Origin of the sequence: Pseudomonas citri (assembly GCF_025336485.1) — a bacterium.
GTDB lineage: Bacteria > Pseudomonadota > Gammaproteobacteria > Pseudomonadales > Pseudomonadaceae > Aquipseudomonas > Aquipseudomonas citri.
In genome coordinates this window covers 91,615-97,614 of the sequence record NZ_JAODAB010000023.1, presented here as the reverse complement: position 1 = coordinate 97,614, position 6,000 = coordinate 91,615, and the positions used below count along the sequence as shown (strand labels likewise).

Genomic DNA, 6,000 nt, shown 5'->3' with positions numbered 1-6,000 from the left:
ATGGCCTCCGAAAACAAAACACCCTGCGAAAGCGTAGCCCTCGCAGGGTGTGGGGGTGACCATCTCATTAAACCGGCTTAGGCCGGTTTTTTCATGGGCGCAATTCTGTGTTCAGGCCAGTTTCGCCAGACACGATTCCAGAATGTCCAAGCCTTCCTCCATCACGGCCGGCTCGGTCGTCAACGGCGCCAGCAGCCGAACGATGTGCCGCGATTTACCGCTGGGCATCAGCAGCAGTCCTGCTTCCCGTGCCAGGGCCAGCAGTTGCGTCAGTTGTGCCGAGGCCGGGGTGCCGTCGGCGTGGGCCAGCTCGATGCCGCGCATCGCGCCGACGCCAGTCAGGCGGCCCAGGTAGGGCGTCAGCCCGCGATCGCGCCAGGCTTGGTAGCGGCTGACGATCGCCTCTTCCTGTTGCGTCCCCCAGGCGTGCAGGTTGGCGTCGGTCATTGCGTCCAGGGTCGCCAGCGCGGCGGCGCAGGCGATGGGATTGCCGGAATAGGTGCCGCCGAGCCCACCCTTGGGCAGGTTATCCAGCAATGCCTTGCGTCCCACCACCGCCCCCAGGGGCACGCCGCCCGCAATGCTTTTGCCCAGCAGGATCAGGTCCGGTTCGATGCCCAGTCGCGAGAACGCAAAACGCTGGCCGGTGCGGCCGAAGCCGGACTGGATTTCATCGACGATCAGCACGATGCCCTTGTCGTCGCAGAACCGCCGCAGGGCTTGGGCGAAGGGCGCATCCAACGACAGGAAGCCGGCTTCGCCCTGCACCGGTTCGACGATGAAACAGGCCACATCATTCACGTCGATCTCAACGCTGAACAGCCGCTCCATGGCTTTCAAGGCTTCGTCGCAGGTGATGCCGTTGTCCGGGCTGGGGTAGGGCAGGTGGTAGACCGGGCCGGGCAGCACGCCGATTTTTTGCTTGTACGGCGCGACCTTGCCGTTGAGGTTGAGCGTGGCCAGGGTGCGACCGTGGAAGGCGCCGTCAAATGCAATCACAGCGGTACGGCCCGTGGCGCCACGCACGATCTTCAAGGCATTCTCCGCCGCCTCGGCGCCGCTGTTGGTGAGCATGCCGCTGACCGGGTAATCCACCGGCACGAACGCTGCCAGGCGCTCCATCAATTCGAGGTAGGGTCGATGGGGCGCAGCGTTGAAGGCGTAGTGGGTCAAGCGGGTGGCTTGTTCGCGAATCGCCTCGACGATGCGCGGATGGCAATGGCCGAGGTTCAATACGCCGATGCCCCCGACGAAATCGATGTAGCGTTTGCCGTCGCTGTCCCAGACCTCGGCATTCTTGCCATGGCTGAGGCTGACGGGGTGCACGATGGAGATCGACTGGCTAATGCTTTCGTGGCTCATGAATGACCGCTCGCAAGGAAAGAAGGCGTGCGCTATTCAAGCGGCGAGCGAAGGGGCCCGGCAAACGAAATAAAGTTGCCGGGTCAATCTTAAAAGTCGGGATGTGGCTAATGCCTGTCAGATAGACCTGAACCTGTGGGAGCAAAGCTTGCTCGCGATTGGGCAATGCCAGTCGACGACAATATTGGCGGGTCTGCCATTATCGCGAGCAAGCTTTGCTCCCACAAAAGCGCGGACGATCAGCGCCGTTGCAACGGCTGCGCCTCGAACTTCACACCGGCCAACCCATGGGTCATCAGTGCGCGGATGTTGCCGTGGTCGCTGCCTTCGGGCGTCGCCAGCACCGAACGGTAATGCTCGCCAAAGGCCAGCAGGGTTTCTTCGTTGCTCAAGCCTTCGAGCAGGGCCAGGCCCAAGGTCTTGCACGAACCTTCGTTCTGCCCGGCGGCGTTCTGTACACCGCCATTGTTGAAGGCTTGGGGCTGGTAGTCATAGCCGGCGGCGATGAAGGCCAGGGTGTCGGCAAAGGCGTGCTCGCCGCTCTGGAGGCTGGCGCGCAAGGTATTCAAATCAGGCATCGGGTTTTCCTTTGGCGAACGCCGCCTGTTGTTCGGCGCTGGCTTCTTTCTGGTATTGGGCTTTCCACTCGGCATAGGGCATGCCATAGACCATTTCGCGGGCGTCATCGAGGCTCACCTCGATCTGGCGTTCATCGGCGGCGGCCTTGTACCACTTGGACAGGCAGTTGCGGCAGAAACCGGCCAGGTTCATCAGGTCGATGTTCTGCACATCCTTGCGGCTGTCCAGGTGGGCAACCAGCCGACGGAAAGCGGCGGCTTCGAGTTCGAGGCGTTGTTGGTCGTTCATGGTGATCTCTGCGAGCAGCTATCGGCGCAGGCTTCAAGCTGCAAGTTGGGTTGCGTTGGTCAGGCTTGAAGCTTACAGCGTGAGGCTTGTCGCGGCTACGAAGTCGCCCGGCTTGCCGCTAACGTAATCGACACCGATTCGGCAAATCGCAAGGCATGGGGCTTGTCGACTTCGACCTCGGCGTACAGCACCGACTCGTTGGCCATGATCAAGTCCAGCAATTCCTGGGTCAGGCGTTCGAGCAGGGCGAAGCGATTGCCTTCCACGTGGGCGATGACTGCCTTGGTGATGGTGCGGTAGTTCAGTGCGTGGTCGATATCGTTGTCGCGCACCGCATCCTGGGCGGCGTAGAGGATGGTCAGGTTGATCAACACATCCTGCTTGTTGAGGATTTCATCCTCGTTGATGCCGATGAAGGTGCGCAGGCGCAGGTCCTTGACCTTGATACGCGCCATGGCTGGCTGAAGTTGTGACATTTACTGGCTCCGTCGAATCGATTGCAGGAACGCCTGCGCGTGGTGCTGGAATCCCGAACTGGTCTCTTACCCGTCGGACGATTCTCCGCGGCCCCAGGACCTTGCCCGTAGGAATATAAGCCACCCGGGGGGCTTCGCCCAGGCCGACGAGGATTTCGCGGCAGGGGAGCGCGTCATGGTGCGTCCTTGAAACAAGGCTACTTGACGTGCCGCCCGCCGTTAATGGTCAGGGTCGTGCCGGTGACATAAGGATTGTCCAACAGATAGCGCAGGCTCTGATACATCACCTCGCCGCCCGGTTCGATACCCAGTGCGGACTTGGCCAGGGCCTTGGCGCGATAAGTGGCGTCGTCTTCGTCATTGAACAACAGCAGGGCCGGGGCGATGCCGTTGACCTTGATGGCCGGCGCGTACCTGGCCGCAAACGACAGGGTCAGGCTTTCGAGCCCCGCCTTGGTGGCGCAGTAGGCGATGTGCTTGCTGCTGCCTTTGCGCGTCACGTCATCGCTGATGTGCACGATATCCGCCGGGGTCGAGCGTTGCAGCAACTCGGCGCAATGCAGGTTGATCAGGTAAGGCGCCAGCATGTGCACCGCGAACATGGCGTTGAAGGCGGTGGCAGGGTCGTGTGTCTCTTCGGCCAGCCAGGCCGAGGCGTTGTGCACGATGGCCCGTAGCCGATCGGTGTGCTGCTTGAGGGTCTCGATAAAGGCCAGGATCCCGGCTTCGCTGGAGAAGTCGGCAAACAGCAGGGTGGCCCCCAGGTCCCGCAGCGCTTGTACGCCCGGGCGCTCGGTGCGAAAGGTGGCGATCACCGGTTGCCCGGCTTCGAGCAAGCGTCGGGCGCAATGCTGGCCAACGCGCTGGGCGGCGCCAGTGATCAGGATCGGAGCGATGGCGCTGGGCATGGGAGGGCTCGGTGGACGACAGGAGAGAAAACTATAACAGCGGTGAAAGCGGGCGACGACAGCGTCGATTGTGCATAAAACAACAAAACCGCGCATCGAACGCGTTTGCTCTTGTCATCATATGTCTGGGAGGGAGTACACTGGGATCCAATTTGCCAGCCGGACCTGTCTGCCAAAATGAGCGTGATCTCAGATGACAATTTTGTCTTTCGGACGTCAGGTGTCTTGAATCGGGAAGATCTGTTCCCCATTCGCGAAGTGTCGCGACTGACTGGTGTGAACCCTGTGACGCTGCGCGCATGGGAGCGTCGCTACGGCCTGATCCAACCTACTCGAACCGAAAGCGGCCATCGCCTGTACTCATTGCAGGATATCGACAAGGTCCGCAGCATCCTGGGCTGGATCGAGCGCGGTGTGGCGGTGAGCAAGGTGGGCAGGATCCTGGCCAAGGCCGAGTCGGTGCAGCCGGTCTCCCCCCTGATCTCCTCCGACCTGGTCAAAGCCGATTACGCTCGATGGCAGCAGCAGGTGATGGAGGCAGTGTCAGCCTTCGATGACGTGGAACTGGATCGGATCTATGGGCAGCTTTTCGCCAGCTACGAGGTGCCGATCGTCTTCCAGAACATCCTGTTGCCACTCTGGCGACAACTGCTGCAACGCCAGCAGCAATTCGGGCAAACCAGTGAATGGGTGTTTTTGGATGGCTTCCTGCGTTCGCGCATCATCCAGCGGCTGTTGTTCAAGCGCGAAGGTCAATCCCGGCGTGTCCTGGTCAGCGCCATCAGCGGCCAGTGTCGTGAGCTGGAATTGCTGGTCACGGCGCTGTTCCTGTCCAAGGCGGACGTGGGGGTCAGGGTGCTGACGATCGGCCTGCCGTTCGACGAGCTGACCCTGGTGTGCCAGAAGATCCAGCCGTTGGCCCTGGTATTGGTTTCCAATCATGCGCCTATATCCGAGTTACCGAGGCGCCTGTGCAAATTGGCGATGAGCCTGGATTGTCCGTTGATGTTGGCTGGTGATGCGTCCGACCTGCTCCAGGAGCAGATGGCGGGGTCGTCTATCGGTTGCCTGGGCAATGAAGGCGTCTTGATGCGCCAGCGCTTGCGTCAGTTATTGGCAGGCAACCTGGATACCTGAGTGGGCAGCCTCTAGAGATGCATCGCCGGATGGGTCAGGCGATGTTGCTGGAGGATGTACTGGCGCAGGCGTTCGGTCTCATCTTCGTCATTCTGGCTCAGATGGTAGGCATACAGGCCTTGGGCGGTTTCCCGTTCGAAGGTGCCTCGCAAGGAAATCCTCTCGTAGCCTGACGGGCTGAACCACAGGGCGAACTGTTTCGGTGGCTTGATACGGCTGCGGTTTTCCAGCAAGACGCCTTTGCACGAGACCTCGTGGACCCATAGCGGGCCCGGTTGGCCCTTGGCATTTTCCAGCGCCACCGGCTCTTCGAGTGCCAGGCGCCATGGGCGTATCCTCGGCCCGTCCTCGTAGATGCTCGGCACCCCCAGGCGCAAATGCATCGCATGGAATTCGTCTTCCACCAAATGCAACGGGAAGGTCATCTGTTGGTTTTCGAAATGGGCCTGCAGCGTGACCTGTTCATTGGCGGCCAGGCGCGTCAACAGGTCACGGATCTGCGATCCACCGTTTACAAGCAAGCTCGACGTGACATCCCGCTCGTTCAATTGCGGGTTGTGTTGCATGGTCCGGATGAAATCCAGTTCATCCTGGGTCAGGAGTGCGTCGCGCTGCATGATTGGCTCGAAGTGATAAATGACATCTTTACTGGTGATTGTAGTGACTGACCGCTAATTCGCCGGTTTGTTTGCGCCGTTCGTCGCTTCCAGCCGACGGACTGTTTCGCGCGCTTCAGCCAGGTCCTTTTCCAACTGGGCGATTCGCTGTTGAGCCTTCACCTGGATCGTGACGTCTTTTTGCAGGCCCACGAAATAAGTGTGCCCATCCACCTCGTTTTTTACCGTGGACAGCGAGAGCTCATTCCAGAACAGTGTGCCGTCCTTGCGATAGTTGCGAAGCACCTCACGGCAGACTCCGCCTTGTCTCAATGTCTGGCGAATGCGCTCCAGCGAAGGTTGGTCGCGGTCACCCGACTGAAGGAACCGGCAATCCTGATAAAGGATTTCGTCGCGGTCATAGCCGGTCAGGCGCTCGAAGGCGGGGTTCACGTAGATCAGGATATTGTCTTCGTCGCCTTCTTTTTCGGCGATGACGATCCCGTCGTTCGACGCGTTGATGATCAGTTGCATCAGTTGAGCGTTGATCATGGTTAAAACCCTGAAACGTCCTTGTGAGGCGCCATTCTAAAAGAAACTCCGGGGCTGTCTACTGGCCATTATGGGGCAATTGAGAGCCATTCGCAGCGTTGC

The 6,000-nt window shown here is 60.2% G+C and carries 8 protein-coding genes; 1 reads left to right on the top strand and 7 read right to left on the bottom strand.

The window, feature by feature from the left end; genetic code table 11:
- Positions 1-111 precede the first annotated feature (111 nt).
- The 5 genes from N4Q37_RS21705 to folM form a co-directional block, all read right to left on the bottom strand.
- Positions 112-1,362 carry a 2-aminoadipate transaminase gene (locus N4Q37_RS21705; protein ID WP_260961662.1) on the bottom strand — a complete coding sequence of 417 codons (1,251 nt, stop codon included), beginning with the start codon at positions 1,360-1,362 and terminating at the stop codon, positions 112-114.
- Between the two features lie 239 nt (positions 1,363-1,601).
- On the bottom strand, positions 1,602-1,940 hold the full coding sequence (locus N4Q37_RS21700) for a HopJ type III effector protein (protein ID WP_260961661.1): 339 nt from the start codon (positions 1,938-1,940) through the stop codon (positions 1,602-1,604).
- Positions 1,933-2,229 carry a DUF1244 domain-containing protein gene (locus tag N4Q37_RS21695; RefSeq protein ID WP_260961660.1) on the bottom strand — a complete coding sequence of 99 codons (297 nt, stop codon included), beginning with the start codon at positions 2,227-2,229 and terminating at the stop codon, positions 1,933-1,935. The genes N4Q37_RS21700 and N4Q37_RS21695 overlap by 8 nt, the downstream gene beginning before the upstream one ends.
- A gap of 95 nt (positions 2,230-2,324) precedes the next feature.
- Positions 2,325-2,705, bottom strand: coding sequence for a dihydroneopterin triphosphate 2'-epimerase (gene folX, locus N4Q37_RS21690; RefSeq protein WP_260961659.1), 381 nt, complete (start codon positions 2,703-2,705; stop codon positions 2,325-2,327).
- A gap of 197 nt (positions 2,706-2,902) precedes the next feature.
- Complete coding sequence (folM, locus tag N4Q37_RS21685; RefSeq protein WP_260961658.1) at positions 2,903-3,613, bottom strand: dihydromonapterin reductase; 711 nt, start codon at positions 3,611-3,613, stop codon at positions 2,903-2,905.
- Positions 3,614-3,790: 177 nt separating this feature from the next.
- On the opposite strand from folM, the gene N4Q37_RS21680 reads away from it, so the two are divergent.
- Positions 3,791-4,750 carry a MerR family transcriptional regulator gene (locus N4Q37_RS21680; protein ID WP_260961657.1) on the top strand — a complete coding sequence of 320 codons (960 nt, stop codon included), beginning with the start codon at positions 3,791-3,793 and terminating at the stop codon, positions 4,748-4,750.
- A gap of 11 nt (positions 4,751-4,761) precedes the next feature.
- On the opposite strand, the gene N4Q37_RS21675 is transcribed toward N4Q37_RS21680, so the two are convergent.
- Both N4Q37_RS21675 and N4Q37_RS21670 read right to left on the bottom strand, forming a co-directional pair.
- Entirely contained in the window at positions 4,762-5,367 is a 606-nt protein-coding gene (locus N4Q37_RS21675; RefSeq protein WP_260961656.1) for a hypothetical protein, read from the bottom strand.
- A 54-nt stretch (positions 5,368-5,421) separates the two neighbouring features.
- Entirely contained in the window at positions 5,422-5,898 is a 477-nt protein-coding gene (locus N4Q37_RS21670; protein WP_260961654.1) for a PAS domain-containing protein, read from the bottom strand.
- Positions 5,899-6,000 lie beyond the last annotated feature (102 nt).